Annotated in this window: 21 protein-coding genes; 11 read left to right on the forward strand and 10 right to left on the reverse strand. The window is 56.6% G+C overall.

What is annotated here, in order from left to right; genetic code table 11:
• The first annotated feature begins 3 nt into the window (after positions 1 to 3).
• The 3 genes from qseG (at position 4) to glnB (ending at position 2,492) form a co-directional block, all read left to right on the forward strand.
• Positions 4 to 753 (forward strand): two-component system QseEF-associated lipoprotein QseG, encoded by a 750-nt coding sequence (qseG, locus tag F3J29_RS00280; RefSeq protein ID WP_502706540.1) that lies wholly within the window; start codon positions 4 to 6, stop codon positions 751 to 753.
• Complete coding sequence (gene glrR, locus F3J29_RS00285) at positions 750 to 2,087, forward strand: two-component system response regulator GlrR (RefSeq protein WP_008459460.1); 1,338 nt, start codon at positions 750 to 752, stop codon at positions 2,085 to 2,087. Before qseG ends, glrR begins: the two co-directional genes overlap by 4 nt.
• Positions 2,088 to 2,153: 66 nt before the next feature.
• Entirely contained in the window at positions 2,154 to 2,492 is a 339-nt protein-coding gene (glnB, locus tag F3J29_RS00290; protein WP_002438074.1) for a nitrogen regulatory protein P-II, read from the forward strand.
• Positions 2,493 to 2,583: 91 nt separating this feature from the next.
• On the opposite strand, the gene hmpA is transcribed toward glnB, so the two are convergent.
• Positions 2,584 to 3,774 (reverse strand): NO-inducible flavohemoprotein, encoded by a 1,191-nt coding sequence (hmpA, locus tag F3J29_RS00295; RefSeq protein ID WP_166862112.1) that lies wholly within the window; start codon positions 3,772 to 3,774, stop codon positions 2,584 to 2,586.
• A gap of 328 nt (positions 3,775 to 4,102) precedes the next feature.
• Here hmpA and glyA point away from each other — a divergent pair, with 328 nt between their 5' ends.
• Entirely contained in the window at positions 4,103 to 5,356 is a 1,254-nt protein-coding gene (gene glyA, locus F3J29_RS00300; protein WP_038479905.1) for a serine hydroxymethyltransferase, read from the forward strand.
• A gap of 207 nt (positions 5,357 to 5,563) precedes the next feature.
• On the opposite strand, the gene F3J29_RS00305 is transcribed toward glyA, so the two are convergent.
• The 7 genes from F3J29_RS00305 to F3J29_RS00335 all read right to left on the reverse strand — a co-directional run bounded on the left by F3J29_RS00305 (position 5,564) and on the right by F3J29_RS00335 (position 13,147).
• Positions 5,564 to 6,163 (reverse strand): KpsF/GutQ family sugar-phosphate isomerase, encoded by a 600-nt coding sequence (locus tag F3J29_RS00305; protein ID WP_008459451.1) that lies wholly within the window; start codon positions 6,161 to 6,163, stop codon positions 5,564 to 5,566.
• Positions 6,160 to 7,797, reverse strand: coding sequence for an FGGY-family carbohydrate kinase (locus F3J29_RS00310; RefSeq protein WP_166862114.1), 1,638 nt, complete (start codon positions 7,795 to 7,797; stop codon positions 6,160 to 6,162). Before F3J29_RS00310 ends, F3J29_RS00305 begins: the two co-directional genes overlap by 4 nt.
• 16 nt (positions 7,798 to 7,813) lie before the next feature.
• Positions 7,814 to 8,767: an ABC transporter permease gene (locus tag F3J29_RS00315; protein WP_166862116.1), complete on the reverse strand. Its 954-nt coding sequence runs from the start codon at positions 8,765 to 8,767 to the stop codon at positions 7,814 to 7,816.
• Between the two features lies 1 nt (position 8,768).
• The gene (locus F3J29_RS00320; protein ID WP_166862118.1) at positions 8,769 to 9,758 is read right to left on the reverse strand and encodes an ABC transporter permease; all 990 of its coding nucleotides are present in this window, start codon (positions 9,756 to 9,758) and stop codon (positions 8,769 to 8,771) included.
• Positions 9,751 to 11,250: a sugar ABC transporter ATP-binding protein gene (locus tag F3J29_RS00325; protein ID WP_166862120.1), complete on the reverse strand. Its 1,500-nt coding sequence runs from the start codon at positions 11,248 to 11,250 to the stop codon at positions 9,751 to 9,753. The genes F3J29_RS00320 and F3J29_RS00325 overlap by 8 nt, the downstream gene beginning before the upstream one ends.
• Before the next feature lie 107 nt (positions 11,251 to 11,357).
• Positions 11,358 to 12,341 carry an autoinducer 2 ABC transporter substrate-binding protein gene (locus F3J29_RS00330; RefSeq protein ID WP_008459446.1) on the reverse strand — a complete coding sequence of 328 codons (984 nt, stop codon included), beginning with the start codon at positions 12,339 to 12,341 and terminating at the stop codon, positions 11,358 to 11,360.
• Positions 12,342 to 12,724: 383 nt separating this feature from the next.
• Positions 12,725 to 13,147, reverse strand: coding sequence for a DoxX family protein (locus tag F3J29_RS00335; protein ID WP_166862122.1), 423 nt, complete (start codon positions 13,145 to 13,147; stop codon positions 12,725 to 12,727).
• A 177-nt stretch (positions 13,148 to 13,324) separates the two neighbouring features.
• On the opposite strand from F3J29_RS00335, the gene F3J29_RS00340 reads away from it, so the two are divergent.
• On the forward strand, positions 13,325 to 13,819 hold the full coding sequence (locus F3J29_RS00340) for a DUF2569 family protein (protein WP_166862124.1): 495 nt from the start codon (positions 13,325 to 13,327) through the stop codon (positions 13,817 to 13,819).
• A 60-nt stretch (positions 13,820 to 13,879) separates the two neighbouring features.
• Here the strand turns inward: F3J29_RS00340 and F3J29_RS00345 are convergent, their stop codons facing one another.
• Positions 13,880 to 15,073 carry an ROK family transcriptional regulator gene (locus F3J29_RS00345; protein WP_166862126.1) on the reverse strand — a complete coding sequence of 398 codons (1,194 nt, stop codon included), beginning with the start codon at positions 15,071 to 15,073 and terminating at the stop codon, positions 13,880 to 13,882.
• A 116-nt stretch (positions 15,074 to 15,189) separates the two neighbouring features.
• On the opposite strand from F3J29_RS00345, the gene F3J29_RS00350 reads away from it, so the two are divergent.
• The 4 genes from F3J29_RS00350 (at position 15,190) to F3J29_RS00365 (ending at position 22,047) form a co-directional block, all read left to right on the forward strand.
• The gene (locus F3J29_RS00350) at positions 15,190 to 18,462 is read left to right on the forward strand and encodes a DUF5107 domain-containing protein (RefSeq protein ID WP_166862128.1); all 3,273 of its coding nucleotides are present in this window, start codon (positions 15,190 to 15,192) and stop codon (positions 18,460 to 18,462) included.
• Between the two features lie 66 nt (positions 18,463 to 18,528).
• Positions 18,529 to 19,968 (forward strand): sugar porter family MFS transporter, encoded by a 1,440-nt coding sequence (locus F3J29_RS00355; protein ID WP_166862130.1) that lies wholly within the window; start codon positions 18,529 to 18,531, stop codon positions 19,966 to 19,968.
• Positions 19,968 to 20,789, forward strand: coding sequence for an aldose 1-epimerase (locus F3J29_RS00360; protein ID WP_166862132.1), 822 nt, complete (start codon positions 19,968 to 19,970; stop codon positions 20,787 to 20,789). Before F3J29_RS00355 ends, F3J29_RS00360 begins: the two co-directional genes overlap by 1 nt.
• A 103-nt stretch (positions 20,790 to 20,892) precedes the next feature.
• Entirely contained in the window at positions 20,893 to 22,047 is a 1,155-nt protein-coding gene (locus F3J29_RS00365; protein ID WP_166862134.1) for a 3-phenylpropionate MFS transporter, read from the forward strand.
• Here F3J29_RS00365 and csiE read toward each other — a convergent pair.
• Complete coding sequence (gene csiE, locus F3J29_RS00370) at positions 22,044 to 23,324, reverse strand: stationary phase inducible protein CsiE (RefSeq protein ID WP_166862135.1); 1,281 nt, start codon at positions 23,322 to 23,324, stop codon at positions 22,044 to 22,046. The two genes, F3J29_RS00365 and csiE, sit on opposite strands and share 4 nt — an antisense overlap.
• Before the next feature lie 124 nt (positions 23,325 to 23,448).
• On the opposite strand from csiE, the gene F3J29_RS00375 reads away from it, so the two are divergent.
• Both F3J29_RS00375 and F3J29_RS00380 read left to right on the forward strand, forming a co-directional pair.
• A complete protein-coding gene (locus tag F3J29_RS00375) occupies positions 23,449 to 24,096 on the forward strand; it encodes a DUF1007 family protein (protein ID WP_166862137.1) in 648 nt (215 codons plus the stop codon).
• Positions 24,087 to 25,067, forward strand: coding sequence for a nickel/cobalt transporter (locus F3J29_RS00380; protein ID WP_166862139.1), 981 nt, complete (start codon positions 24,087 to 24,089; stop codon positions 25,065 to 25,067). Before F3J29_RS00375 ends, F3J29_RS00380 begins: the two co-directional genes overlap by 10 nt.
• The last annotated feature ends 58 nt before the right edge of the window (positions 25,068 to 25,125 follow it).

A 25,125-nucleotide genomic window follows, 5' to 3' on the forward strand; every position in this document is an offset into this window, starting at 1 on the left:
ACGATGAAAGTACTTTTATTGCGTGAACCACGCCGCGGGTCTTTGACTCGCCTGATTTGCTGGATATCGGGGGCGCTGGCTGGCGCGGCGCTGTTGACAGGATGCTCCCCCGCAAGCGTGTCCAGCAGCCTGGATGAGGCCCACAAACCGCACATTCCGGAACAGCAAATTCCTGATTATTTGTCCACGGACTGTACCGAAATATGGGATCTCACGGGGCATGACGTTAGCAGTAACCCGCTTTACTGGCTGCGCGGTATGGATTGCGCACAGCGCCTGCCGCCCGCGGAAGCCCGGGCGGAAGCTCGCCAGTGGCCTGCGGATACCTGGCAGGACACGTTCAAGCGTGGCATTTTGCTGTCCACGGCTAAAATCACCCCGACCGAGCGTCGCCGCTACATGACCCAGCTCGACACCATGACCAGCGAAGTGCCTGTGCAGGTGCGTCCCCTGTTTGAGATCTGGCGCGACGGGCAACAGTCTCAGCTTAAGCTCTCGGATGAGCGCACGCGCTACAGTAAGCTACAGCAGTCGACCGACGGCGAACTGGATACGCTGCGGGAGCAGCAGCAGCGCCTTCGCGGCCAGCTCGATCTCACTACCCGCAAACTGGAAAATCTGACCGACATTGAGCGCCAGCTTTCCAGCCGCAAGCCGGGAAGTAATCTGGTGCCCGACACGCACAGCACGGATGAGAACGACGACGACGATAGCGGCGTTTCAAACAAATCGCAGCCGGAGGCAAAACCATGACGCAAAGGAAACCCGCGCGCTTATTATTAGTGGATGATGATCCCGGCCTGTTAAAGCTGCTGGGAATGCGTCTGTCGAGTGAGGGTTATACGGTTACCACGGCTGAAAGTGGGGCCGAGGGGCTGAAAGTCCTGGCGCGAGAAAAAATCGACCTGGTGATAAGCGATCTCAGAATGGACGAAATGGACGGCATGGCGCTGTTCGCGGAGATCCAAAAAGGCCAGCCGGGGATGCCGGTGATCATTCTGACCGCGCACGGATCTATTCCTGATGCTGTGGCGGCGACCCAGCAAGGTGTGTTCAGCTTCCTCACCAAGCCGGTGGACAGAGACGCGCTTTATCAGGCCATCGACAATGCGCTTGAGCACACGGTCATCGCTGGCGATGACATGTGGCGCGACACCATTGTGACCCGCAGCCCGATTATGCAGCGCTTGCTCGAGCAGGCGCGGATGGTGGCGCAGTCGGACGTTAGCGTGTTGATTAACGGTCAAAGCGGCACCGGGAAAGAGATTCTGGCCCAGGCGATACACAACGCCAGCCCGCGCAGCAAAAAAGCGTTTATCGCTATCAACTGTGGCGCGCTGCCTGAGCAGTTACTGGAGTCTGAGCTGTTCGGCCACGCTCGCGGGGCCTTTACCGGCGCGGTCAGCAGCCGTGAAGGGTTGTTCCAGGCGGCGGAAGGCGGGACGCTTTTCCTCGATGAAATCGGCGATATGCCTATTCCGCTGCAGGTGAAGCTGCTGCGCGTTTTGCAGGAGCGGAAAGTTCGTCCGCTGGGCAGCAACCGCGATCTGGACATTGACGTGCGGATTATCTCCGCCACGCACCGCGACTTACCGAAAGCGATGGAGCGCGGAGAGTTTCGCGAAGATCTCTTCTACCGCCTTAACGTTGTGAACCTGAAAATCCCTGCGCTGCACGAACGTGCCGAAGATATTCCACTGCTGGCGAATCATTTGTTACGCCAGTCCGCCGACAGGCATAAACCGTTCGTGCGGAGTTTCTCTACCGACGCGATGAAGCGGCTGATGACCGCAAGCTGGCCGGGCAACGTACGCCAGCTGGTGAACGTGATTGAGCAGTGCGTAGCCCTGACCTCAGCCCCGGTGATTGGCGAAGCGCTGGTGGAACAGGCGCTGGAAGGTGAAAACACCGCCTTGCCGACTTTTGTCGAAGCCCGTAACCAGTTCGAACTAAACTATCTGCGTAAGCTGCTGCAAATTACCAAAGGCAATGTCACCCATGCCGCACGCATGGCGGGGCGTAACCGAACCGAATTCTATAAATTACTGGCCAGGCATGAACTCGAGGCCAATGACTTTAAAGAGTAGGCTGTGGTAGTGTGAGCAACCGATTACTAACAGTACAAAACGCCGCGCGGGGACACCGGTAATACCATGAAAAAAATTGATGCGATTATTAAACCTTTCAAACTGGACGATGTGCGCGAAGCGCTGGCTGAAGTGGGCATTACCGGCATGACGGTGACGGAAGTCAAAGGCTTTGGCCGTCAGAAAGGGCATACCGAGCTGTACCGCGGTGCCGAGTACATGGTGGACTTTCTGCCAAAAGTAAAAATTGAAATTGTGGTGACCGACGATATCGTTGATACCTGCGTGGACACCATTATCCGCACCGCACAGACCGGCAAGATTGGTGACGGTAAAATTTTCGTGTTTGATGTGGCGCGCGTGGTGCGTATTCGTACCGGCGAAGAAGACGACGCGGCGATTTGATTTAGATTTTTACCCTCACCCAGGCGAACATTGCCTTTTACGCCCTTGCCCCTTTGGGGAGAGGGCTGGGGTGAGGGGCAGTCTTACTAAACTACATCACCTTGTGCGGACCAAAGCACTCATAGTGAATACTGTCTTTATTCACGCCAATCTTCACCAGCTGTTCCGCCGCAAAGCGCATAAAGTTGATCGGGCCGCAGAGATAGAACTGCATCGCCGGGTCGCTTAACTTCCCCTCGATTTCCAGCAGGTTCATCAGTCCTTCACGGTCAAAGCGTGCCAGGGCACGATCCTCTGCGGAAGGTTCACGGTACCAGACGTGACTTTCAAATTTCGGCAACCGAGCGCCAAGCCCTGCGACTTCTTCGCTAAACGCGTGCACATCCCCGTGCTCGGCGGCGTGCAGCCAGTTGACCTGTGCCTGATGGCCGCCGTTCGCCAGCGCGTCCAGCATCGAGAGCATCGGCGTCTGGCCCACGCCCGCGGAAATCAGCGTCACCGGCGTGTCGGATTTTACGTTCATAAAGAAGTCGCCTGCCGGTGAAGCCAGATGCACCCGATCCCCCGCCTGAGCATGATTGTGCAGCCAGTTTGAGACCATGCCTTTCTCTTCACGCTTCACGGCAATGCGGTAACTTTTCCCGTTCGGCTGGCGGGTCAAAGAGTACTGACGAATTTCCTGATGCGGGAAACCAACAGGCTTCAGCCAGACGCCGAGGTATTGCCCCGGCTGATAATCAGCCACCGGGCCGCCATCGAGCGGAACGAGTTCAAAGCTTGTAATCAGCGAGCTTTGCTCTTTTTTCTCTACAATGGTGAAGGGACGCGTACCTTCCCAGCCACCCTGCTTAGCGGCGTTATCCTGGTAAATTTCTGATTCACGGTTAATAAAGACCTGCGCCAGAACGCCGTAGGCTTTTCCCCAGGCGTCCAGCACTTCCTGCCCCGGGCTGAACAGCTCGTCTAACGTGGCCAGCAGATGGCCGCCCACAATGTTGTACTGCTCCGGCTTAATCTGGAAGGTAGTGTGTTTCTGGGCAATTTTCTCTACTGCGGGCAGCAGGGCGGCCAGATTTTCGATGTTGGAAGCATAGGCGCAAATGGCGTTGAACAGCGCTTCACGCTGGTCACCGTTGCGCTGGTTGCTCATGTTAAAGATCTCTTTCAGCTCCGGGTTGTAGCTGAACATACGCTCATAAAAGTGGGCGGTAAGTTTCGGCCCGGTCGCGGCCAGCAGAGGGATGGTCGACTTAACAACGGCGATGGTTTGTGCGTCTAGCATGGCGGTCTCCATAAACAGCGTAGTGTATAAATTGCATTTTAAATGCATCTTATAGAAATGGCCTTATGTTGTAAATGGGTTATCGTTGTTAACGACTGAGCTCACAGAACATGAAAAATGCACAGAGTATTGATGAAGAAATATCCTGCTAAGAGGAGCAGGTTTTATTGCCGGGAAGCCTTATTTCATGCCTGGGTAATCGTTTGCGTAAAAACCTCTGTCAAGCCCTATCACCCGAAAGGGTTTCGGTTTACACTGTTGCCCGTCGCCCAAATGGGCCCCCTCATTGCAGTAAAATTTTTACCGTTAGCTGAGTCAGGAGATGCGAATGTTAAAGCGTGAAATGAACATTGCCGATTATGATGCCGAACTGTGGCAGGCCATGGAGCAAGAGAAAGTACGTCAGGAAGAGCACATTGAACTGATCGCCTCCGAAAACTACACCAGTCCGCGCGTGATGCAGGCTCAGGGTTCTCAGCTGACAAACAAATATGCTGAAGGTTATCCGGGCAAGCGTTACTACGGCGGTTGCGAGTACGTGGACATCGTCGAGCAGCTGGCTATCGACCGTGCAAAAGAGCTGTTTGGCGCAGACTATGCGAACGTGCAGCCGCACTCCGGTTCCCAGGCTAACTTCGCGGTATACACCGCGCTGCTGCAGCCGGGCGATACCGTGCTGGGCATGAACCTGGCGCAGGGCGGCCACCTGACTCACGGCTCCCCGGTTAACTTCTCCGGTAAGCTGTACAACATCATTCCTTACGGTATTGATGAGTCCGGTAAAATTGACTACGAAGACATGGCGAAGCAGGCTAAAGAGCACAAGCCGAAGATGATCATCGGCGGCTTCTCCGCATACTCTGGCGTGGTTGACTGGGCTAAGATGCGCGAAATCGCAGACAGCATCGGCGCTTACCTGTTCGTTGACATGGCGCACGTTGCGGGCCTGATCGCCGCAGACGTTTACCCGAACCCGGTGCCACACGCTCACGTTGTGACCACCACCACCCACAAAACCCTGGCAGGCCCACGCGGTGGTCTGATCCTGGCGAAGGGCGGCGACGAAGATCTGTACAAGAAACTGAACTCTGCCGTATTCCCAAGCGCGCAGGGCGGCCCGCTGATGCACGTTATCGCGGCCAAGGCTGTGGCGCTGAAAGAAGCGATGGAGCCTGAGTTCAAGGTTTATCAGCAGCAGGTTGCGAAAAACGCCAAAGCGATGGTGGAAGTGTTCCTGAACCGTGGCTACAAAGTGGTTTCCGGCGGGACTGAAAACCACCTGTTCCTGCTGGATCTGGTGGATAAAAACCTGACCGGTAAAGAAGCTGATGCTGCCCTGGGCCGTGCCAACATCACCGTGAACAAAAACAGCGTACCGAACGATCCGAAGAGCCCGTTCGTGACTTCCGGTATCCGTATCGGTTCTCCGGCTGTCACTCGCCGCGGCTTTAAAGAAGCGGAAGTGAAAGAGCTGGCTGGCTGGATGTGTGACGTGCTGGACAACATCAATGACGAAGCGGTTATCGAGCGCGTCAAAGGTAAAGTGCTGGATATCTGCGCCCGCTTCCCGGTTTACGCATAACCGTTAAGCTGAAAAGCTTAAAGGCTCCCAATCGGGAGCCTGATACTGATGACAAACCTGATGCGGATAAAATTCTGCAATGTGTCGTCAGAAAAACAAACCGGAAAATCAATTCATTGATTTTCGGCTGATAACCACAAAGAGGGAAAAACCACGCTTTTTCCCTCTTTGTCAGCAAGCTTAAAGGCTCCCAATCGGGAGCCTTTTTTATTGCTTCTGGCTTAGCGTCAGCCCGACATCCCCGCCGGGATGAACGGCCAGCAGCGTCTCCTTCGAATACCCGCTCTCGCTCATCAGGCAGGCGCAGGCAGCATCAAAAATCGCCAGCGCCAGAATTATCGACGTGGTCGCCAGCATATTCAGCGGATCCATTTCCTGCTTCACGCCGGTAGAAATCACCAGCCTTGCTGCCTGGGCGATGGCCGAATCCGGGTTCTCAGTGACGCTAATGAGCGGCACGTTTCTGGCCGCCAGGCCCGGCAGCAGCCGCGTTAGCTCGTCGGAATTCCCGCCCCGGGAAAGCATGATCATCAGATCGTCCGCACGGAGAAAACCCAGATCGCCATGCGCTGCGTCCGTTGCGCTGAGATAAATGGCCGGGTGTTCGACGCAGGCCAGCATATGGGCAATTTTCCTCGCGGCGATGCCCGAAGTACCGACGCCTGTGACCACAATCTTGCCTTTACAGTTTCTCAGTTCGGCCAGCAAGGCGAGCCACTGCGGCTCGCTTAAATGCTGTTCCAGCGCGGCAAGCTCGCGGCTGCAGGTTGCCCACGCGCTGACGGCCTGCTGCCATGAATGACTCATGCTTCCTCCTGCATCAGCTGGCGGTATTTCATGTGGTCGAGGTACATCTCGTGGAACACTTTGTATTTGCGATCGTAGTACTGCTTGATGCGGTTGGTCTGCGGCGTGACCGTTTTGCCTATGCGGCTCATGACCGACATCGCTTCCGGGAAGGAGTCGAATACGCCCGCCGCCACCGTGCCCATCATCGCGCTGCCCAGCAGCATCGCCTCGCTCTCTTCCGGCAGCAACATTGCGCAGCCGGTGGCGTTGGCGTGTTCCTGAACGAAGATAGGATTTTTGGTACCGCCGCCGCTCGCCATGACGGTGTCGATGGTGTAACCGCTGTGGTTCATGGTTTCGATAATATGGCGAGTGCCAAGCGCAATGGCCTGAATCGTCGCCAGGTACTGCAGCGCCATATCTTCCGGCGTGCGGGAAAGCTTCAGTCCGCTGATAACGCCGGTTAGCGTCGGGTTGGCGCGCGGCGAACGGTTGCCGTGGAAGTAGGGCAGGATGTGCATATCCTTCGTTAAGAAGGCGATGTTTTCCGGCTCCCCGGCCATTTTACGCAGCAGGGCGTTCAGCAGTTCGTAAATGGTTTGCCCCTGAGTCTTCGCCTGGGCAAGCAGCGTCTCATAGCAAGGGTGAGACTGAATAATATGGTCGATCAGCGCTCCGGTGGCCGACTGGCCGCCTTCATTGAGCCAGTAGCCCGGCAGCACGGCGGAGTAGTATGGCCCCCAAACGCCGTTGATAAAGCGCGCCTCTTTTGAAATGGCCATATGCCCGGTAGAGGTGCCGCCGATGAGCGCCACGCGGCGGTCAAAGTCTGCCACTTCGCCCGAAACGCCGCAGGCGCCGAGCGTACCGAGCGTACCGGCATGGGCATCAATAATCGAGACGCTGACGGCGGTGCCGGCAATCAGCCCCATCTCGCTTGCGGCGCGCTGCGTCAGACCGTGGCCCAACGGCTCGCCCATGGTTTTCACATAGCGGCCAATTTTTTCCGCATCGTGCTCCAGCAGATCTTCCAGCCCAATCTGGCGGAAGTAGCTGCTGTCCCATTTGTCTTCGTGGCCCATGTAGGTCCATTTACAAACGGTGGAGCAGAGCGAGCGGGTATCATCCCCGGTAGCTCGCCAGGTCAGGAAGTCCGGTAAGTCAAAATAGTAGCCTGCGTTGGACCAGGTATTCGGCATGTGCTGCTTAAGCCACAGCAATTTTGGCGTTTGCATTTCCGGGGAAATAATCCCGCCCACGTAGTCCAGCACGCGGTGGTGCAGGGCATTAATTCTGTCGGCCTGGGTAATGGCGCGGTGATCCATCCACACAATGATGTTCTGTTCGCTGCGCCCTGAAGGGCTGATGGTCAGCGGCTTGCCTTCTTTATCCAGCACCACCAGGGAACAGGTGGCGTCGAATCCCAGCCCTTTTACCTGAATCGGATTAATGTCGGCCTGGTTAACCGCATCCCGCACCGCGTTGCAAACCGCCTGCCAGATATTGTCCGAGGATTGCTCGACGAAGTCCGCCTGCGGGCGGTAAATCTCAATCGCCCGGCTTGCCTCGCCAACCATTCTGCCATTCAGGTCAAAGACGCCCGCGCGGGCGCTTCCCGTCCCTACATCCACCCCAATGAAGTAACTCGCCATAATGATTCTCCTGAACTCAGGCTTTACGATTCTGTAATGCGATAAAGAGGATCAGCACCGCGCCCCAGAGCGCCATGGTCAGATAGCTGCTGATCCCCAGCAAATTAAAGCCGCTTTCCAGCATTTGTAGCACGATGAGCGCCAGCACCAGGCCGATAATACGGCCAAAGCCGCCGTCCGGGTTTATGCCGCCCAGCACCGAAGCAAGGATGGTGACCAGCAGGTAAGACTCACCGTACCCGGCTTTGGCCGAGTTGAATTTCGCCATCATAAGAATGGCGGCCACCCAGCCGAGCAGCGCGGAAATCACGTACACCGATATCTGCACCCGCACGGTGTTAACGCCGCTGTAGCGAGTGGCCTGTTCGTTGGAGCCGACCAGATAAAGGCTGCGCCCGAGCGTGGTGTGCTCCAGCAATACCCAGAGCAAAACGGCAACCAGCAGGAACAGCAGCAGCGCGACCGGAATGCCGAGCAGCGTGGCGTTGCCCAGATACTGAATTGCCGCCGGGAAGCCGGAAATCACCGTGCCGTTAGACAGCAAAATATTGAGGCCGGAAATCAGCGTCATGGTGCCGAGCGTGGCCAGAATAGGTGAAACCCCGACCCAGGCGACCAGCGCGCCGTTTAGCGTGCCAATAGCTACCGCGACGGCAATACCTGCCAGCAGCGCCAGCGCGAAGAACAGCGGGTTATCCGGATGGCTGACGATGATCCCCGCCATCACCAGCGAACAGGCGTTCGCCCCGGCAATAATCGACAGGTTGATCCCGCCGGTCAGCATCGTCATTCCCATGCCCAGCGCCAGCATGCCGAGAATAGGCAACTGCGAGCCGATGGACTGGAAGTTGGCGAGGCTAAAGAAACGCCCGCCCAGCAGCAGTGAAAACGCCACGGCGACCACCACAATAATCACGCACTGAAGCCGGATGATCGCGTCACCGGGTAAAAATCTGGCGAAGGTTTTCATCTCAAAGCTCCCTTGCGAGTTTGCGTTTTTCATTCCAGGCCGTGGCGCTGATGCTGACCAGGATAATTACGCCGCTGAACACGGCGTGCCAGTAAGAGGACACGCTCAGCAGCGTCAGGCCATTTTGTAAGAAAGCCAGCAGGATAACCCCGAGTAGGGTACCGGTGAGCGTGCCACGGCCGCCGCTCATGCTTGTCCCGCCGAGGACCACCGCCGCCAGAACCGTTAGCTCAAAGCCCAGCAGCGAGTTTGGTGCGACGGACTGGGTGATCTGCGCCTGAACGACGGCGGCAATACCGGCCAGAATCCCCATATAGCCGTAGACGTAGAAGTGCAGCTTAAGCAGGTTCATCCCCAGCCGGGATGCCGCCTCGCGGTTGCCGCCCATGGCATAAATCTGGCGGCCAAGGCGCGTGTAGTTCATCAGCACGGCGGTAAAGATAATCACTGCGGCCAGGCACAGCAGCGGCAGGGTTAACCCGTACTGGTAACCGTCTTTGGCGGTGAAAGAGAACCAGTTGATGCCGTTCATAAACCAGTCCGGGAAGCCGTACAGCCACGTGCCTTTGGTGAGGTAAACCAGCAGGCCGTAATAAACGTTGAGGGTGGCAATGGTAATGATGATCGCCGGGACCCGCAGCCAGTAGACCAGGAAGCCGTTGATAAGCCCGAGCAGCAGCCCCACGGCAATGGAAATCACCAGCGCCAGCGCAAAATTGCCGCCGTGGGTGATGACCCAACTTGCCATCACGTACTGGGCAATGGCGGTCATCGCCGGGAACGAAATATCAATCCCCCCGGAAATCAGCACCACGAAGAGCCCGCAGGCCAGAATGCCGAGAATGGCGTAGCTGGTGGCGACATCGGTCAGGTTACCGAGAGATAAAAACTCATCGGTACTGATACTCAGGCCAACGGCCAGCGCCACCACCAGAAGACCCAGCCAGAACTCATGTTGCCCGGCCAGGCGGGAAAAACGAGGGTTATTCATTGACCACCTCAGCAATGTCCTGCTCGCTACTGCGATGAGGATTAAACTCTGCGACCAGCTCGCCCCGGCGCATCACCAGCACGCGGTGGCTGTTGTAGTACGCTTCAGGGATTTCATCGCAAATCATCAGTACCGCCAGCCCCTGTTCCGCCAGGGAACGGGCGATTTGGTAAATACCTTCTTTGTTGGCGATATCCACGCCCACCGTGGGCGAGTCGAGGATCAATATTTGCGGATTAGTCGCCACCCATTTAGCGATGGCGATCCTTTGGGCGTTGCCGCCAGAAAGGGTTTTAACCGGCAGGCCGGGATCGGAGACTTTGATGTTTAGCTCACGAATGAGATCGGCCACCAGATGACGGGCTTTTGCGTGATCGAGCAGGCCGCTGCGGGTATGAAGCCTGTCGAAGACCGTCACAATCGTGTTGTCGTAGATCGACTGCTCCATGATCAGGCCTTGGGTAAGACGATCTTCGGACACGTAGCCGATGCCGTGTTTGATCGCATCGTGGTTATTGCGAAACGTCACCGGCACGCCGTCGATCAGCATTTCACCGCTTTGCGGCTGCGTCATGCCGAACAGGCTCATGCACAGTTCGGTGCGGCCCGACCCGAGCAGGCCAACGATGGAAACAATCTCGCCGCTGCGCAGCGCCAGATTGATGTTGTGGTATTTGCCTTTGCGGCTGAGGCCGCGCAGCTCCAGCATCGGCTGTTTTTCTACCGGCGGTTTTTCCGGCAACGGGCTGTAGTGGAAGCGCTGCCCGGTCATCAGGAACGCAAGCTCGTTGCTGTCCAGCTCGCTGGCCTGCCAGGTGCCGACCAGCTTCCCGTCACGCATCACGCTAATGCGGTCGGCGACTTCCATTACTTCGTCCAGGCGGTGGCTGACAAACACCACGCAAATTCCGTCCGCTTTGAGTTCATTCACCACCCGCAGCAGGCCGTTAACCTCCTGGCGGGTAAGCGACGCTGTGGGTTCGTCCATAATAACCAGCCGGGCATCGGCAGCAATGGCGCGGCAAATCGCCACCAGCTGACGATCGGCTATCGAGAGTTTTTCGACTTTTTTGTCCGGGTCGAGCGTGACGCCAATGCGCTGCATGGCCGCCAGCGCCTGGGCTTTCATCGCGCTGCGGTTAACCCACAGGCTGCCGCCGGGCTGATAGCGGTGCACGGCGATATTCTCGGCCACGCTGAAATTGGGGAACAGCGACAGATCCTGGTAGATCACCTGGATGCCGTAATGCGCGGAAAGCGTGGGCGTCAGGGTATGGAACAGTTTGCCGTCGAGGGCAATCTGTGCGCCTTTCTCCGGGTGATAGACGCCGGAAATCACTTTGATGATCGTGCTTTTACCGCAGCCGTTTTGCCCGGCCAGGCAATGAACTTCGCCTTTTCTGAGCGTCAGATTGACGTTATCCAGCGCCCGCACGCCCGGGAATTGCTTGCTGATATTCTCAAGAGTGATAAATGCGGATGTGTCGGTCATGGGTAATGCCCCTGCCGGCGCCCGATGTGGGCGCCACAAAATAATCTGGTTGGAGAATGCCGGTCGGCTGACCGGCATTCCGGTTTCCCTGGTGTTGGCGGAGTGCCTTAGAAACCGAGTGACTGAGCGTTATCTTTGGTGACTTCGAGGATCTTGTTAAAGCGGATCACTTTCTTATCCATGTCGACATCGGCTTTACCCAGACCGTCAATGGTCAGGTCTTTGGTCACGGCTTTTCCCTGCAGCAGCTGGTCAGCTACGGTAACCAGCGCGTAACCGGCATCTTTAGGATCCCAAAGCAGCGCTTTTTTAATGTCGCCGCGCATCAGATAAGGTGCCGCCTGGCCCGGCATGGCAATGCCGACAACCGCCAGTTTGTCCTTCGCGCGTTTTTTCTGTACCGCCTGGCCCGCGCCGATTGGGCCGAGGGAACCAAAGCCAATCACGCCTTTCATCTGCGGATACGTTTTCATCAGATCAAGCGTGGTGGAATAGGATTTGTCGATGCTCTCCGCCACCGGCAGGCGCGAAGTCACTTCAAACATATCCGGGTATTTTTCTTTCTGATATTTAATGGCGGAATCCGCCCAGGCGTTGTGCAGCGGCACGGTGAGCGACCCGACGTAAATCGCATAGCCGCCTTTGCCGCCCATGTCTTTCGCCAGCTCGTCCATGTTGGCCTGAGCGTATTTTTCGCTGTCGATGGTTTCGATATCCCACTGGCCGATCTGCTGGTCAGGGGATTCATGCGTCAGCACCACGATGCCCTGATCGCGCGCTTTTTTCAGCACTGGCTCCAGTACTTTGGCATCGTTAGGCACCACGATAATGGCGTTTACTTTCTTGGCGATCAGATCCTCAATCACCTTTACCTGCTGAGCCGGATCGGGCGTTGAGGCTCCGGTCTGGTAAGCGTTAACGTTGAGTTTTTTTGCAGCTTCGTTGACGCCGGTTTCCATCCGGTTAAACCATGGGATCCCGGTGACTTTTGCCACCACTGCGATTTCATACTTATCCGCCGCAACGGCCGTACCGGACAACATGCATGCAGAAATCAGGGTTGCACTGAGTAATGCGAGTTTGAATTTCATAGGTGTACCTTTTTTATTAGGGACTGAGGCATGTCACGGAGAGGAGACTAGCAACGAAGGGAAGAGGGAATGAATCGCAGTTTTTCTAAATGTGATGCACGCCCATTATTGTTTTTTTTTAGATCTAATTCAGTTAAAAAATGGTTAAATATATGATGTTTTTTTAAACTGGACGGACATGGTGGTGTTAATTAACAGTCGGAAATGAAACATATAGGCAACAATTAATAAACAATTTGCCGTTAAGGGGACGTTTTGGGCACCAAAGAGGCGGCAAGCCAGCAAAAGAATGTTACGAAATTGTGAGCTGAAGCGTATCAAGCAAAATGGGCGGGAAACACATGAAAAAGGCCGCAGAAGCGGCCTTTAAGTGAGGCAGAAATTTAGCGCTTATCGACGGAAATCGCGCCAGGGCCAGTGACCGCCAGCAGCAGGAATCCACCAGCTATGCTTATGTTTTTATAGAAGTTAATCATATTAGGCATCACTGCATCCCCGGTCATATTCCAGTAATGGTGACCGATAAGCGCCGTGCCGAGGGTATAAAACACAAACAAAATGGCCAGCGGGCGGGTAAAGAACCCGATGATGACCAGGATGGCGGCAACAACTTCCATCAACACCGCAATGGCGGCGGCAAGCGTAGGGAGTGGTGTCCCAAGATGCTCCATATAGGCCACGGTGCCGCTGAATCCGCTGATCTTCGGCAAGCCGAAAATAATGAACAGCAGAATCAACGCAATACGGGCAATAAGCAGGATCAGGGCACGGGATTGACCAAAATCGAAATAGCGGAGTGTGTTCATAGCGGGCTCGCCTGTAGTGGACTCAATTTAAAGTTAATACACAACATCCGAGCCTGCCATTACCGCTGCGCCTCTACCGTATTGTTTGTGTTAATGAATGTTTTTTATTTTACGCTGCTCTACTTGTTTGAGGTGGGCGGTGTAAAATTGCTGTTTAAGGACTCATCTGGGGCAACCATGAAGAATGAACAAGGCCAGCTGCGGGAAGCGGATAATCGCTCCGGGTCCGGCATAACTTGTGGCGCGGGACAAGGCGGAAAAATTGACGGCTGGCTGTATGTCGCCGCGCTCTGGCTGCTGGTGAACCTGGTCTGTGTGCCTTATGCGCTCTATCTTTTTGTCGCCACGGAACTGAGAAATTCACGTCTCGACGGAATTTATCATTTCTACCTGCTGATGGGGATCGTGGTCCTGGTCATCGGTTTGATGCTAACGCTGGCGACAAGCTGGTGTTTCTTCACCCGCAGAAAAGGCATTCGGGAAATTATCATCCCCCAATTTATCTACAACGTGGTTTACCTGTTTTGCCTGCTATGGATCCCTGCCGGGCTATTTGGCATCGACATTCCCGCTCGCGCGATTGTGGATATTGGTTACGCGGTGGCCGGCATTATTCTCGGAATTCCCTATTTCCTCTTCTCAAAACGCATTAATGTGGTGTTTTGCCGTTAAGAACTGCCGCCGAAAAGAGGGCTTTCAAAGACCTGGCATGAAGCCCCTCGCTTCCTCTCCTTACTCCATCAGCGCCTTCTCGGCATATAAATAGCCTATCCCCATCACTTGCCGGGCACGGGTGAGCTGCCCGAAGTTTATTTGCGTGGCGTGACTCTTCAGGCCATCACCGTGATCGAACGGATTAAAACCGATGCGCTGTTTAATGGCGTTCAGCCAGTTTTCGCCAAACTCGCAGCTGCGGCCATAGAACCAGATCTGGTTAATATTGAGAATATTAAGGAAGTTATACAGGCTAAGCCCAATCGCATTAGCCGAATCTTCTACCCAGCGGGCGACCCTTTCATCCCCAGCATGTAGCGCCTGAACCAGCTGCCGGGAAGTGAGCTTTTCCGGATCCTGAAGCTGCGCCCCAGGGTGCGTTTTGAGCCAGATGCGGGCCTGTTTTTTCAGCGCGCTGAGCGAAGCCACGGTCTCCAGGCAGCCATAGCGCCCGCAGTCGCACGCCATGCCGTCCGGGTTAACGATGGTGTGGCCAATTTGCCCGCTGCCGTACAGATTGCCGCGATAGATTTGCCCGTTGATCACAAACGAAGAGCCGATGCCGTAATCTATGTTAAGCACACAGAAATCTTCCCGGTTGCCGTTGTTTTGCCATTTTTCTGCCAGAGCCAGCATCACGCAGTCGTTATCCAGCCGGACTTTGACCTCCAGCTTCTCTTCCAGCAGGTATTTAATTTCCACCGCTTCCCGCCAGGGCGCCTGGGGCATGGTTTGCGACACGCCGGTGACGGGATCGACCTGTCCGTGTATGCCCAGCGCGAGATTAATCGTTTTTTTCGGCCAGCGTTTTCGCTGTTGCTGCCAGATTGCCTCAATGGCCGACAGCAGCGCCAGGGGAGAAGGGGCCACAATAGCGCGGCGTTCAAAGTCGGCTATCGGTGAAAGCTGGGCGTTGCACAGCTGGCTCTCAATGCTGGTGGGGGTGACGTTCATGCAGAGGATGTAATCCCCTTCCGGCGGAATCTGATAGCTGCCGCTGTTTAATCCCCGGCTGCTGAGATTTTCGCTGGAATGGCTAAGTTTGCCTTCATCGACCAGCTCCTCAAGGATGTTGCTCACGGCGGGAATGGACAGCCCGGTGTAGCGGGCAAACTGCGATTTACTCAGCTGCTTGTGCCGCCATACCAGCGCCATCAGCGTTTGCCGGTTGAACTGACGCACCCGCTGATTGTTGAGACCTGACTCCTGCATTTTTACTAAACCTCATTAACTGTATTGCGTGAGCATTGAGCGATTAAAACATGAACGGCTGCTTCAAACTGTCTGCAATCGCCCATTCACTGTTATTTGTTTACTGGAGAGTTGCTATGTACGGAGCCGTTAAAGTCTGGCAGGAAACGATCTCGCTCCCGACCTGGACCACCGGAGCAGAAGATCCAAACCCGATGTTCCTGGAAAACCGTGTCTATCAGGGATCTTCCGGCGCGGTTTATCCCTACGGCGTGATCGATACCCTGACCGGTAAACGTGAGATGCGTGAGTACCGGGCGGTTTGGCTGGAGAACGATTTCATCCGCGTTATGCTGCTGCCGGAGCTGGGCGGCCGTATTCACCGCGCCTGGGATAAAGTGATGGAGCGCGACTTCGTTTACTACAACGAAGTGGTCAAACCCGCGCTGGTGGGCCTGATCGGGCCGTGGATCTCCGGTGGGATTGAATTTAACTGGCCGCAGCACCACCGTCCGACCACCTTTCAGCCGGTGGACATGACCTTTCAGCAGCATGAAAGCGGGGCGCAAACCGTCTGGCTGGGTGAAGTGGAGCCGATGCGTGGCCTGCAGGTGATGACCGGCTTTACGCTTTATCCGGAAAAAGCGCTGATTGAAATTACCGGCAAAGTCTTTAACGGCAACGCCACGCCGCGTCATTTCCTCTGGTGGGCAAACCCGGCGGTGAAGGGGGGCGACGACCATCAGAGCGTATTCCCGCCGGACGTGACCGCGGTGTTTGACCACGGCAAACGTGATGTTTCCGCTTTTCCGATTGCCCACGGCACCTACTACAAGGTGGATTACTCCGCGGGCGTGGATATCTCGCGCTACAAAAATATCCCGGTGCCAACGTCCTACATGGCCGATAAGTCAGATTACGATTTTGTTGGGGCTTATCACCACGGCGAACAGGGTGGGCTGCTGCACATAGCCGATCACCATGTGTCACCGGGCAAAAAACAGTGGACCTGGGGCAACTGCGACTTTGGCCTGGCCTGGGATCGCAACCTGACCGACACCAACGGCCCGTACATCGAGCTGATGACCGGCGTGTTCACCGACAACCAGCCGGACTTTACCTGGCTGGCACCGTTTGAAGAAAAAGTGTTTGTGCAAAACTTCCTGCCGTACAGCAAGCTGGGGACGCTGCAAAACGCCAACACGGAAGCCGCCATTAAGCTTGAGCGCGCGCAGGGCAGGCTGGAGCTCGGCGTCTACGCTATTTCCCCGCTGGAAACGGTGACGCTGCGTCTGGAAAGCGACGGCGTAGTCCTGTGGCAAACGCCGCTCAGCCTGAAACCGGCGGAAGCCTGGCTGCATCAACTGACGGATGACTGGCCGCAGAGACTGACGCTGAGCTTACTCAGCGCGCAAGGCGAAGTGGTGCTCAGCTACCTGGAACACATCGCGGAAGCCTTGCCTCTGCCGCAGGCGGCGCAGGCTCCGGCTAAGCCTGAACAGATCGCTAACTGCGACGAACTTTATTTTATAGGCCAACATCTGGAGCAGTATCTGCACGCCAGCCGGTCGGCCTTCGACTACTACCGGCGAGCGCTGGACATTGATCCGCTCGACTTCCGCTGTAACGTTGCCCTGGGCACGCTGGAATTCAACCGGGGCAACTGGCAAAAAGCGAAAGAGCACGCTGATGCGGCGCTGCAGCGCGCCCATCGCCTGAACAAAAACCCGCAAAACGGCGATGCCAGCCAGCTTCTCGGCTCGGTGAAAGAGCGCCTGGGCGACTACGACGGCGCCTTCGATGATTACTACAAGGCTAGCTGGAGCGGCAACTGCCGGGATGCGGCATTTTATGCCCTGGCTCGCCTGGCGATGCGTAAAGGGGAAACCGCGCGCGCATTAACGCTGGTGTCCCAAAGCCTGCAGTTCAACGCCTCTAATAACCTGGCAATGGGGCTCAAAGCGCTGGCGTTGTCTCAATCAGGAGAAAAAGCCGCGGCGCTGGCGTGGGTTGAGCAGCAGCTTGCCGTCTGGCCGCTGAGTTATGCCCTGCATTATGCCCGCTGGGCGATTACGCAGAGCGAAGATGACAAGCAAAAACTGCGGCAGGTAACCGGCCAGCGTGGCACCAACGCCAGCGTTTTGGCCGGCTGGCTGATGAGCTTTGGGACAGAGCATGCCGCGCGTGAACTGCTCACCGTTCTGAATGCGCAGGAAGCGATGCCGTTGCTGTGGCAGGCCTCGCTGGAGTCCGAGTCGCAACGACAGCAGGATTATCTCGCGCAGGCTCGGGAGCAGTTTACCGCCCGGGTTCGCTTCCCTAACAGCCTGGATGAAGTGCAAATGCTGATGCGCCTCCCGCAGGATGGTTTTGCCCAGTATCTGCTGGGTTGCTTCTGGTATAGCAAACGTCGTTATGCACAAGCGCTGAGCTGCTGGGCATTCTGCGCTGAACAGATGCCGGAATTTGCCTCCGTACAGCGCGTGCTGGCGATTCATGCCTGGAACAAAGAGCAGAACGTTCAGCGAGCTGAAACGCTGCTGCAGCGTGCCGTGGATCTCGAACCTGATAATGCGCGCTTCTTGTTTGAACTCGACTTCCTGCTGAAGCTGAATGGCCGCTCGCCGGAGGAGCGTCTTACCCGACTGGAGGCGAAGCGTGACGTTGCGCTAAAACGTGACGATCTCACAGCCGAGCTGCTGAGCCTGTGGAACCAGCACGGCAAGCATGAAGCCGCCGCGAAGGTGCTGGCTGAACGCAAGTTCCATCCGTGGGAGGGCGGTGAAGGCAAAGTGACGGGGCAGTACATTATCAGCCAACAGCGGCGAGCCCTGACCTGCATGGCTGCTGGTCAGTACGGCCAGTCGGAGGAACTGCTGCAACAGGCGCTGAGCTACCCGGAAAACCTCGGCGAAGGCCGCCTGGTCGGGCAAACCGACAACGATATTTGGTATCTGCTTGGGCGCAGCGCGCAGCGCCTGCAGCGTCACGAACTGGCTAAAACCTACTTCCAGCAGGCGCTGAAGGGCGGGAGTTCTCTGGCGGCCGGGCGCTACTACAACGACCAGCCCGTGGACTACCTCTTCTATCAGGCTATGGCCCTCAAACAGTTGGGAGAGCTTGAGGCGGCCCATCAGCAATTCAAAGCCTTTGTTGAGTGGGCACAGGCGCACCGTGAAGACGGGGTTGAGGCCGATTTCTTCGCCGTTTCCCTGCCTGATCTGATTGCGCTTAATGGTGACGCGTTGAAACAACATCAGCAGCATTGCTTGTTCGTGGAAGCGCTTGGGTGGCTTGGTCTGGGGGATATTGCCGCCTTCAACCAGCGCCTTGAAGCCCTGTTGATCCTTAACCCGGCCCATGACAAAGCCCATCTGCTGCGTCAGGCCCTTAGCACCGGCGTACTTTAACAATAATCGGTGGGCGACGATGAGCGCCCGCTCCCTTACCCTACAAATACAAGATGAGGATCGACCATGGAAAGTATGCCATCGCAACTACGCATGGGTTACGTCTGGACCATCTGTCTGGTAGCCGCCTGTGGCGGGCTGTTGTTTGGTTATGACTGGGTGGTTATCGGCGGGGCGAAACCCTTCTACGAAGCCTATTTTTCTATTACCGACCCGGCGGTTTCCGGCTGGGCGATGAGTTCTGCCCTGGTGGGCTGTATCATCGGGGCGCTGCTCTCCGGCTGGTGTGCCGATAAGTTTGGCCGCAAAATTCCCCTTACTATTGCGGCACTGCTATTTACCGTATCGGCATGGGGCACGGCGGTGGCAAGCAACTTCGACCTGTTTGTTGTCTGGCGTATTGTCGGCGGGGTGGGGATCGGCCTCGCTTCGGCGCTTAGCCCGATGTATATCGCGGAAATCAGCCCGGCGGCACAGCGCGGACGCTTTGTCGCGGTCAACCAGCTCACTATTGTTATTGGCGTGCTGGCGGCACAGCTTATCAACCTGATGATTGCCGAACCGGTCGCCAGCCACGCGACAATGCAGGAAATCAGTGCGAGCTGGAATGGACAGGCGGGCTGGCGCTGGATGTTTGGCTCGGGCGCCGTTCCTGCCGCGGCGTTTTTGATCCTGATGTTCTTTGTGCCGGAGTCGCCGCGCTGGCTGGTACGTGCCGGGAAAAGCGACCGCGCTCACCAGATGCTGAGCCGCATCGGCAGTAAAAGCTATGCCGATGCAACGCTGAAAGATATTCAGGAAACGTTAAGCAAGGACAATCAAAAAGTGTCGTGGTCTGCGCTCTGGACACCGAAAGTTCGTCCGATCATCGTGATTGGTATGGTACTGGCCGTGTTTCAGCAGTGGTGCGGAATTAACGTTATCTTCAACTATGCGCAGGAGATTTTTGCCTCTGCCGGGTTCGATATTAACAGTACGCTGAAATCGATCGTGGCCACCGGCCTGATTAATCTGGTGTTCACCATCGCCGCGCTGCCGCTGGTAGACAAAATTGGCCGCCGAAAACTGATGTTGTTCGGGGCCGCCGGGCTGACGATTATCTATGCGCTGATTGGTGCCGCCTACGGCCTGGGCATTATGGGGCTGCCGGTACTGATTCTGGTGCTGGCCGCGATTGCGACCTATGCGCTTACGCTGGCGCCGGTAACGTGGGTGCTGCTGGCGGAAATATTCCCTAACCGCGTTCGCGGCCTGGCGATGTCGCTGGGAACATTAGCCCTGTGGATCGCCTGCTTCCTGCTGACTTACACTTTCCCGCTGCTGAATGCGGGCCTGGGTGCATCGGGGAGCTTCCTGCTGTACGGCGTTATCTGTGCCGCAGGCTTTATCTACGTGCGCCGCTTTGTGCCGGAAACCAAAGGCGTGAGCCTTGAAGCGCTGGAACAACAGCTGGCTGAAGGCCGCGTCAATGCTTCTCCCGCGCAGGCCGCGAAGGTGCTGCACTAATGGACACGCTACAGTTGCAAAATGCTTTGCTCAGTTTGACTGTTGCCCCGCAGGGGGCCTCAGTTCTCAACTTTGAATCACGGAAGCACGGGAAACCGATTTTTCATCCGGCGAACCCGGCGCTGTTTCCGATGCTGCCGCTGGCTAATCGGGTGGCCGGGAACGCTTTCTATCTGCATGGCGAGCGGATTCAGCTGCCAGAAAGCCCTGTCGATGAGCGCTTTTTCCTGCATGGAGATGGCTGGCAAAAGCTTTGGCACGTTGAGCAGCACGGGGCAGACTCCGTGACCTTGAGTCTGCGTAGCCGGCATGCCTGTGGTTTTAACTATCTGGCGAATCTGACTTACCGCCTGGCAGGCAACAGGCTGTTAACCCGGCTTGAGCTGACGCATACCGGCGAGAAGCCGATGATTTACGGGCTGGGTTTGCATCCTTATTTCGCGCTGGAGTCAGCCAGCCAGGTGCAGTTTTCCGCTAGCGGCTACTGGCCCGAAGGCGAGCAGCACCTGCCTTTGGCCTGGGAAGGGACGTTCACCCCGCAGGCAGATTTTTCCCGTGCAAAAACGCCGGAGAACAAGTGGCTTAACGTGGGATATTCCGGCTGGAGCGGCAGGGCGGTTATTGCGCACTCGGAGATGAACGTTTGCCTGCGCAGCCCGGCGACCAGTTTGATGGTGTTTCGCATGGAGAACCAGCCGTTTATCTGCCTTGAGCCGCAAACGCATCCGGTTAACGCGCATAATTTGCCGGGAATGCCGGGTTTAGTCATGCTGGAGAAGGGGCAGACCACGCATCTGGAGATGGAAATTGAGGTGAGCTAGCGTGCAATAACCATTATTTTGATGTGTGTTATTGCGCTGTTAATGTTTGCTTGCATGCCAGCCGGCTATCCCCGACACTATCGCCTCCAAAACGGGAGGGATCATGGTTTTGCATTCCACGCGCTGGCTGGCGCTCAGTTACTTTACCTACTTCTTTAGCTATGGCGTGTTTTTGCCGTTCTGGAGCGTCTGGCTCAAAGGCGTCGGGCTTCCCCCGGAAACAATCGGATTGCTGTTAGGCTCCGGGTTAATCGCCCGTTTCCTCGGCAGTTTATTATTAGCCCCCCGCGTGACCGATCCTTCCCGCCTTGTTTTTGCCCTTCGTCTGTTAGCCCTTGCCACCTTAATTTTTGCCGCCGGTTTCTGGCTGGGCCATGCTGCGCTCTGGCTGCTGCTAACGATGGTGGGCTTTAACCTGTTCTTCTCGCCGCTGGTGCCGCTGACCGATGCGCTGGCGGGCACCTGGCAGCGGCAGATGCCGCTGGATTATGGCCGGGTGCGGCTCTGGGGATCGCTGGCGTTTGTTATCGGCTCCGCCATTACCGGTAAGCTGGTGAGTGAGTATAGCTATCAGGCTATTCTGGTCCTGCTGACCATTGGCGCGGCGTCGATGCTGATTGGCATGATGCTGCGGCCTTCCATTATGCCGCAGGGCGAAACCCGGCATCAGGCTTCGGCAGGCTGGCCGGCCTGGAAAGGACTCATTATCAGCGCCTGGCGTTTTCTGGCCTGTGTTTCTCTGCTGCAGGGCGCACATGCGGCCTATTACGGTTTTAGCGCGATTTACTGGCAGAGCACAGGCTATTCCGCTTCTGTTGTGGGCTATTTATGGTCGCTGGGCGTGGTCGCGGAAATCGTTATCTTTGCCCTCAGCAACAAACTGTTCCGCCGCTGGAGCGCCAGAGATTTGCTGCTGCTGTCCACCGTGACCGGCATTATTCGCTGGAGCCTGATGGCAAGCACCACCGAACTGCCGTGGCTGATTGTGGCGCAAATCCTGCACTGCGGCAGCTTCACGGTTTGCCACCTGGCGACGATGCGCTATATCTCTGCCCGCAAAGGCGGCGAGGTGATCCGCCTGCAGGCCGTTTACTCCGCCGTAGCGATGGGCGGCGGTATCGCCGTGATGACGATTTTCTCGGGCTTCCTCTATCAGCATTTGCAGGGCGGGATGTTCTGGGTCATGGCGCTGGTGGCGGCTCCGGCGCTGTTCCTGCGGCCAAAAGTCGCCGCAGTCAGCCCGGTTGCGGAAAGCTAAGCCTCTAACAGCGCTTTGATACGCTGCTGCTGGTGCTCTCCCAGCGGCAGCGTGGCGTGAATGAGCGGGGGAGAAAACAGCGGCAGTGAGGTCGCGTAGGGCGTAATGACCAGCACCACTTCACGCGGCGCCCCCAGGCTCTGAAACTGCTGCACCGCCAGATGCTTAATGTTGAGCGGCAGGAGGGTCAGTTCGCGCAGCTGCTGCTCAATTTTCTGCTCCAGCTCCCGATCGTCGGCCGTCAGCAGCAACACCTGTTTTTCCTGAATGTCACTTTCCTGCATCAGCCAGGCACCAAAGATCACCGCGACCAGGCCCCTTTCCGCATCAGAAAACTGAATCCCGTAGTGCTGTTCAAAATCTGCAAGCGCCTCTCGCGAGGTTCGCATCAGCCTTGGGTAGAGGCGCGTTATCTCTTCGGGCAGGCTATGGTCGATGCCGATATTAAAGTGGCAGCGGTTCAGCGCCTGGGCGAGGTGAATATAAAGCTGATCGCTCAGCCCTTGTTCATCGCTAAAAGAGAGCCCGGCCTGCCGGCGGAAGCGTTCAATCATCCTCGCGATTTCGTTGTGTAAACGCGCATCCTGTTCGTGTTCGTCATTAATCGGATCGGGTATTCGGAGCAGTTGAAACAGCAGGGCCAGGAAATGCTGCTCATCGACATCCGCGGGCTGCATGACGCGGCGCTTCCAGTGGCGGGCTATTTCCTGGGCGACGGCGAACTCAGGCCGCATCTGGCTCCATTCGCGCTGCTGCGGCGAAAGGACTGGCGCGTTGCCGGAGTGATGTTGGTGGAGGCAATACTGCAAAAACAGCGTCAGGAACTGGCTGTCCCGGCTGTCGTACTGCCTTTTTAAACGGCGACCACACAGATTCACCAGCGCACGTAAATTAGTTTCGTCATACAGCGCCTTGATAAGCCCCAGATGCTTTAGCTGGGACTTTAGTGCCGGACTAAAGTGGTGTTGCACAAACTGCGGGCAAAGGCGCAGCGAGCGTCGCAGCCAGTGCAGCAGGCAAAGGCGGCGGTCAAGGACTGTGCCTTCAATCCGGTAGCTGCCGTCCTGCTGCTGCGTCAGGGAGAGACGGTGATAACTCTGGATCTCGTGGCCCGTGTCGGCTATATCTTGCAGGGTTTGCCTTTGGTCCACGCCGTTAAGGCTGGCAATGACCTCCGGCGTGACGCTCTGCTCCGGGAGATAGAGCATCAGAAGCAGGTGGCAGCGGCGCTGCGAACTGGAGAGCACAGACGGTGGCGGCGTCAGTAAAGTCATCATCTGGCTGTCCCAATGTGGTGTCAGAAGTTAAGAATAGCTAAAGGTTTCGGCCAATATATTGCCCTTTTTAGTTTTTCATCACGGAATTACGGCTGGCTCACAGAATTTAAATCTTGAGGGAAGCATGAGCGACAAAAGAATCAGCCTGAAAGGAGTAGCCTTGCTGCTGGCAGGGCTTTCAGCGGCGAGCGTGCAGGCGCATCCCCACAGTTTTATCTCCATCGTCACTACGCCGGTGGTTGAACAGGGGCAGCTGACGGGGCTAAAAATGCAGTGGACGATGGACGACATTACTTCAGCAGATCTGTTGTATGACGCGGGCGACGCAAAGCCGGAGTCGCCGGTGTGGAAAAAGCTGGCGGCAGAAGTGATGGCTAACGTGCTGGGCCAGCACTACTTTACCGAGTTCTGGCATGACAAAGAGAAGGTGAAATTTGGCAATTTGCCGCCGGAATATGGCCTGAGCCGCAGCAATCATCAGGCGGTGCTGACGTTTATTCTGCCGCTGGCGCATCCGCAGCCGCTGAAAGGGCAGACTTATCGTTTCTCGACCTTCGACCCGACCTATTTTGTCGACATGAGTTATGACCACGATGGAGACGTTCATCTGCCGCAGGCGTTGGCCTCAAGCTGTAAAGTTGCCGTGCACACGCCAAAGCCCAGCGAAGAGACGCTGCTGTTCGCGCAGTCGCTGGATAAAGCTGATGCCCCGCCGGAGGATATGGACTTAGGGAAACAGTTTGCTCAGGAGGTGACGCTGGCATGTCAATAATCACCGCCTCTTCTCCCGTCCGCCGCTGGGGCCATCTGTGGCCGCTGGCGCTGTTTATGCTGCTTGCCACCGCCGGGCTTTATGCCTTGTGGCTTTACTGGCCGCAAATTCTGCTGAGTTCGGCCGTCTGGCAGCGTTCAATCAATCAGGAATTAAGCGGGCTGCTGCGCCAGGTGGCGGACAACCCCGCTCGCGCAGGCTTATCGCTGCTCTCTTTCAGTTTTGTCTACGGCGTGCTCCATGCTTTGGGGCCGGGGCACGGCAAAATCGTCATCAGCACCTGGCTTGCAACCCATCCCTCAAAAATCAAAAGCAGCCTCGGTTTGACCTTCGCCGCCTCTTTGCTGCAGGGGCTGGTAGCCATTGTGCTGGTGGTCGTGGTACTGGGCGTGCTGGCCTTGCCTTCCCGGCAGCTTCATCTCAGCAGCTATTGGATGGAGAAGGGCAGCTACCTGCTTGTGGGGATCCTGGGCCTCTTGTTGAGCTGGCGGGCGCTGGGGCGTTTACGAACTCAGCTGCGCCGCAAACCCAAATTCACCTCGTTTACGCCGCATCATGTGCATGATGCTAACTGCGGCTGTGGGCATCAGCATGTCCCGGATGAGAAACAGCTGGCGGCAAGTAGCGACTGGCGAGCCAGGCTGATGATTGTTCTGTCGATGGGCATGCGCCCCTGTTCTGGTGCGATTATGGTGCTGCTGTTCAGCAAGGTGATTGGCGTCTTTAGCTGGGGAGTGCTGTCTGCGCTGGCGATGGCGGCAGGCACCTCGATCACCATTTCCGGCCTGGCGCTGCTGGTACACAGCTTCCGTGCGCTGGCGGTTCGCTTAAGCGGGAACCGGGCCCCGGTACTGTGGCGGCAGGTTGGCTGGTCAACGCTCGCGCTGGCGGGAGGGGTTATTCTGGTCGCGGCCGCGCTGATAATGTGGCTGAGCGCACAGCCGATGGCGAGAGGCATTCGGCCTTTCTGAACGGGGACTTAAACACAGGCATAAAAAAATCCCCTCGCCGTAAAGCTGAGGGGATTTT

Source organism: Enterobacter sp. Cy-643, from assembly GCF_011752815.1.
Taxonomy (GTDB): Bacteria; Pseudomonadota; Gammaproteobacteria; order Enterobacterales; family Enterobacteriaceae; genus Cedecea.

What these genes read in the sequence shown, in the direction of transcription:
- F3J29_RS00320 (WP_166862118.1), bottom strand. Translation starts at nt 9,758, where the DNA reads ATGAATAACCCTCGTTTTTCCCGCCTGGCCGGGCAACATGAGTTCTGG.
- F3J29_RS00315 (WP_166862116.1), bottom strand. Translation starts at nt 8,767, where the DNA reads ATGAAAACCTTCGCCAGATTTTTACCCGGTGACGCGATCATCCGGCTT.
- glyA (WP_038479905.1), top strand. Translation starts at nt 4,103, where the DNA reads ATGTTAAAGCGTGAAATGAACATTGCCGATTATGATGCCGAACTGTGG.
- F3J29_RS00375 (WP_166862137.1), top strand. Translation starts at nt 23,449, where the DNA reads ATGAGCGACAAAAGAATCAGCCTGAAAGGAGTAGCCTTGCTGCTGGCA.
- glnB (WP_002438074.1), top strand. Translation starts at nt 2,154, where the DNA reads ATGAAAAAAATTGATGCGATTATTAAACCTTTCAAACTGGACGATGTG.
- glrR (WP_008459460.1), top strand. Translation starts at nt 750, where the DNA reads ATGACGCAAAGGAAACCCGCGCGCTTATTATTAGTGGATGATGATCCC.
- F3J29_RS00325 (WP_166862120.1), bottom strand. Translation starts at nt 11,250, where the DNA reads ATGACCGACACATCCGCATTTATCACTCTTGAGAATATCAGCAAGCAA.
- F3J29_RS00305 (WP_008459451.1), bottom strand. Translation starts at nt 6,163, where the DNA reads ATGAGTCATTCATGGCAGCAGGCCGTCAGCGCGTGGGCAACCTGCAGC.
- hmpA (WP_166862112.1), bottom strand. Translation starts at nt 3,774, where the DNA reads ATGCTAGACGCACAAACCATCGCCGTTGTTAAGTCGACCATCCCTCTG.
- F3J29_RS00335 (WP_166862122.1), bottom strand. Translation starts at nt 13,147, where the DNA reads ATGAACACACTCCGCTATTTCGATTTTGGTCAATCCCGTGCCCTGATC.
- F3J29_RS00350 (WP_166862128.1), top strand. Translation starts at nt 15,190, where the DNA reads ATGTACGGAGCCGTTAAAGTCTGGCAGGAAACGATCTCGCTCCCGACC.
- F3J29_RS00360 (WP_166862132.1), top strand. Translation starts at nt 19,968, where the DNA reads ATGGACACGCTACAGTTGCAAAATGCTTTGCTCAGTTTGACTGTTGCC.
- F3J29_RS00380 (WP_166862139.1), top strand. Translation starts at nt 24,087, where the DNA reads ATGTCAATAATCACCGCCTCTTCTCCCGTCCGCCGCTGGGGCCATCTG.
- F3J29_RS00310 (WP_166862114.1), bottom strand. Translation starts at nt 7,797, where the DNA reads ATGGCGAGTTACTTCATTGGGGTGGATGTAGGGACGGGAAGCGCCCGC.
- qseG (WP_502706540.1), top strand. Translation starts at nt 4, where the DNA reads ATGAAAGTACTTTTATTGCGTGAACCACGCCGCGGGTCTTTGACTCGC.
- F3J29_RS00345 (WP_166862126.1), bottom strand. Translation starts at nt 15,073, where the DNA reads ATGCAGGAGTCAGGTCTCAACAATCAGCGGGTGCGTCAGTTCAACCGG.
- F3J29_RS00355 (WP_166862130.1), top strand. Translation starts at nt 18,529, where the DNA reads ATGGAAAGTATGCCATCGCAACTACGCATGGGTTACGTCTGGACCATC.
- F3J29_RS00330 (WP_008459446.1), bottom strand. Translation starts at nt 12,341, where the DNA reads ATGAAATTCAAACTCGCATTACTCAGTGCAACCCTGATTTCTGCATGC.
- F3J29_RS00340 (WP_166862124.1), top strand. Translation starts at nt 13,325, where the DNA reads ATGAAGAATGAACAAGGCCAGCTGCGGGAAGCGGATAATCGCTCCGGG.
- csiE (WP_166862135.1), bottom strand. Translation starts at nt 23,324, where the DNA reads ATGATGACTTTACTGACGCCGCCACCGTCTGTGCTCTCCAGTTCGCAG.
- F3J29_RS00365 (WP_166862134.1), top strand. Translation starts at nt 20,893, where the DNA reads ATGGTTTTGCATTCCACGCGCTGGCTGGCGCTCAGTTACTTTACCTAC.